We start from the raw sequence: 3136 nt of genomic DNA on the forward strand, positions 1-3136 counted from the left end.
TCCCCTACACGACCCTCGTCCGATCTGGCGGGCGCTGCCTCTTCCCCGGCATCAAGGACAAGAACCCGGCCATGCGCCAGTTTGCCGAGCGTCAGGCGATCAATGCGCCGATACAGGGCGCAGCCGCCGATATCATCCGGCGCGCCATGGTACGCATGGATGACGCCATTGCAGGGGCCGGGCTGAAAGCCCGCATGCTGTTGCAGGTGCATGACGAGCTGGTCTTCGAATGCCCGGAAAACGAGGCGGACGCGCTGATCCCGCTGGTGCAATCGGTGATGGGCGAGGCGGCGCTACCCGCTGTCAGCCTGTCGGTCCCGCTGGTGGTGGAGGCGAAGGCTGCACCCACCTGGGGCAAGGCGCACTGAGGCCGCCTTTCGCTCAACACCGACGGGCCTGCCCCGGTCTCTGGTTGCCTACCGTGTCAGCCCAAGAACGTCCTGTATGCCGTAAAGGCCGGGCTCACGGCCATGCAGCCATTTGCCCGCTTCCAGCGCGCCGCGCGCGAAGATGAAGCGGTCATTCGCCCGGTGGCGGATTTCAAGTTCCTCGAACGCGCCAAGATAAAGGGCAGAGTGCTCGCCAATACTGCCGCCGCCCCGGACGGCGGAAAAGCCTATCGCGCCCACGGGGCGCGCGCTGCCCTGCCGGGGACGCTCGAAAATGGCATGTGCGTCCAGATCCAGCCCGCGCGCAGCCGCAGCGGCTTCGCCAATCGCGAGCGCCGTGCCTGACGGCGCATCGGCCTTGCGGCGGTGGTGGGTTTCCACGATCTCGATATCGAACTGTTCAGACGGCAAAAGGCGCGCGGCTTCGCCCGCCAGCCAGCCCATGACGGCGGCACCGAGCGAGAAATTGCGCGCATAAAGGACCGGCGTGGTGCGTGAGGCCTCTTTCAGAGCGGCCATCTGTTCGGAATCCAGCCCCGTCACACCACAGACCAGAGGCGGGCCGCCCCGCTCGCTGATCTGGCGCGCAAAGGCCATCGAGGCAGACGGCGCGGACACATCAATGACGATGTCGGCAGCGTCGGCGGCATCGCGCATGGAGACGCTAGCCTCGATACCCGTCGCCGAGGTGTCTGCCAGTTCACCGAGGTCAGCGCCGAGCATGACTGAATCGTGGCGGACAACACCGGCCACAAGTTCGAGATCCGGACGCCGGATGATTTCCGCCATCAGAAGACGGCCCAGCCGCCCGGAAGCCCCGAGCACTGCGATTTTCAGCACTTTTCCCGGTTCCGTGTTCACGTCCTGCACTCCTGCCCGCCTCAAACGCCGCATTGGCGGCCAATTCGGTTAGCAGGCGGTGAACGCCAGGGAAGATTGATCAGGCGCCGGGACGCGCTTCATCCTCTCCGCGCACATCATCCCAGAAGCGCTTGACCTTCTTGAAGAAGCCGTCGCTATCGGGATTGCAGCCATCACCGGAAAGCTCGCAGAATTCCTTGAGGAGCTCTTTCTGGCGATCTGAAAGATTGCGCGGCGTTTCCACGAACAGTTCGACGAACATGTCGCCGCGCGCGCCGCCGCCTTTCAGGCGTGCCATGCCCTTGCCTTTGAGGCGCATGCGCCGTCCGGTCTGGGAGCCTGCGGGGATATGCATCTCGGCGCGGCCACCTTCAATGGTCGGCGCCTGTATCTCGCCGCCCAGCGCAGCGGTCACCATGGGCACGGTCGCCCGGCAATAGAGATTGGGGCCATCGCGCTCGAAAATGTCGTGCGGCTTGACGGAGATGAAGATGTAGAGATCGCCCGGCGGGCCACCGCGCCCGCCCGCTTCGCCTTCGCCGGCAAGGCGGATGCGCATGCCGTCCTCGACGCCGGGCGGAATCTGGACCTGAAGCTCGCGGTTCTTGCGGACGCGGCCAACCCCGTCGCACTCCTGACATGGTGTCTCGACATACTGTCCGCGCCCGCCACAGGTCGGGCAGGTCTGCTCCATCGTGAAGAAGCCCTGCGTGCGCCGGATGCGCCCAGCCCCGTTACAGGTCTCGCAGGTGATGATCTTGGAGCCGGGTTCAGCGCCTGCACCGTCACAGCGCCCGCACGAGACGGTCGTCGGCACGCGGATGGTGGCATCCTTGCCGTTGAACGCCTCTTCCAGCGAGATTTCCATGTCATAGCGCAGGTCCGAGCCGCGCGCCGGACCGCTACGGCGGCGCCCGCCGCCGCGTCCGGCAAAGGCATCGCCAAAGACCTGCTCGAAAATGTCAGCAAAATCAGCGGCACCGCCAAATCCGCCCGGGCCGAACGGACCGCCCGCACCGCCGCCGCCATTCTGGAAGGCGGCGTGGCCCATGCGGTCATAGGCGGCCCGCTTGTCGGCGTCAGACAGGATGGCGTAGGCCTCGCCGACTTCCTTGAACTTGGCTTCAGCCTCCGCGTCGCCCGGATTGCGGTCCGGGTGATACTGCATGGCGAGCTTGCGGTAGGCGCTCTTGATCGCCGCGGCATCTGCCGTGCGCTCAACGCCGAGGGTTTCGTAGAAATCGCGCTTGGCCATAACTTGCCAGTGCCTTTTGCGTGCCGGAAAGCATCGGGTGACAGCCCCGGTCCGGCTAGTCCGGACCGGGGGATATCACGTCACAACGCCTGTAATCAGGCGCTCTTCTTCTTGTCGTCGCCGTCCACTTCGGTGAACTCGGCATCAACGACATCGTCGCTATCAGCGGTGTTGGCGTCAGAGCCACCTTCCTCACCGCCGGAGGCCTGCTGCTGGGCGTACATGGCCTCGCCCAGCTTCATGGCAGCCTGCAGGACGGCTTGCGTCTTCTGCTGGATGGCTTCCACATCCTCGCCGTCCTTGACCTCTTTCAGCTCGGCAATTGCCGTCTCGATGGCCGACTTGTCGCCGGCAGAGACCTTGTCGCCAAACTCTTCGAGCTGCTTTTCGGTCTGGTGGACGAGCGCCTCGGCATTATTGCGCGCTTCCGCCAGCGCGCGGCGCTTCTTGTCGGCCTCGGCATTGGCTTCGGCGTCCTTGACCATCTTCTCGATATCGGCGTCAGAGAGGCCACCGGAGGCCTGGATGCGGATCGCCTGTTCCTTGCCGGTCGCCTGGTCCTTGGCCGAGACATTCACGATGCCGTTGGCGTCGATGTCGAACGTCACCTCGATCTGCGGCATGCCGCGCG

Annotated in this window: 4 protein-coding genes; 1 reads left to right on the forward strand and 3 read right to left on the reverse strand. The window is 65.1% G+C overall.

What is annotated here, in order from left to right; translation table 11 throughout:
* Window positions 1–368, forward strand: a 368-nt coding sequence (locus tag ACTS2Z_RS01535; RefSeq protein WP_442571473.1) for a DNA polymerase, incomplete at its 5' end; no start/stop codon positions are given.
* Window positions 369–416: 48 nt separating this feature from the next.
* Here ACTS2Z_RS01535 and dapB read toward each other — a convergent pair.
* The 3 genes from dapB to ACTS2Z_RS01550 all read right to left on the reverse strand — a co-directional run.
* Window positions 417–1250, reverse strand: a complete 834-nt coding sequence (gene dapB, locus ACTS2Z_RS01540; RefSeq protein WP_442571474.1) for a 4-hydroxy-tetrahydrodipicolinate reductase — start codon at window positions 1248–1250, stop codon at window positions 417–419.
* Window positions 1251–1329: 79 nt separating this feature from the next.
* Window positions 1330–2505, reverse strand: coding sequence for a molecular chaperone DnaJ (gene dnaJ / locus ACTS2Z_RS01545; RefSeq protein WP_442571475.1), 1176 nt, complete (start codon window positions 2503–2505; stop codon window positions 1330–1332).
* Between the two features lie 95 nt (window positions 2506–2600).
* Window positions 2601–3136: Hsp70 family protein (locus ACTS2Z_RS01550; protein WP_442571476.1), on the reverse strand; the 536-nt coding region annotated here is incomplete at its 5' end.

The organism is Glycocaulis sp. (assembly GCF_052168375.1).
Classification (GTDB): Bacteria; Pseudomonadota; Alphaproteobacteria; order Caulobacterales; family Maricaulaceae; genus Glycocaulis.

Excerpts from the sequence above, each read along its gene's own strand:
- dnaJ (WP_442571475.1), bottom strand. The coding sequence starts at position 2,505 with ATGGCCAAGCGCGATTTCTACGAAACCCTCGGCGTTGAGCGCACGGCA.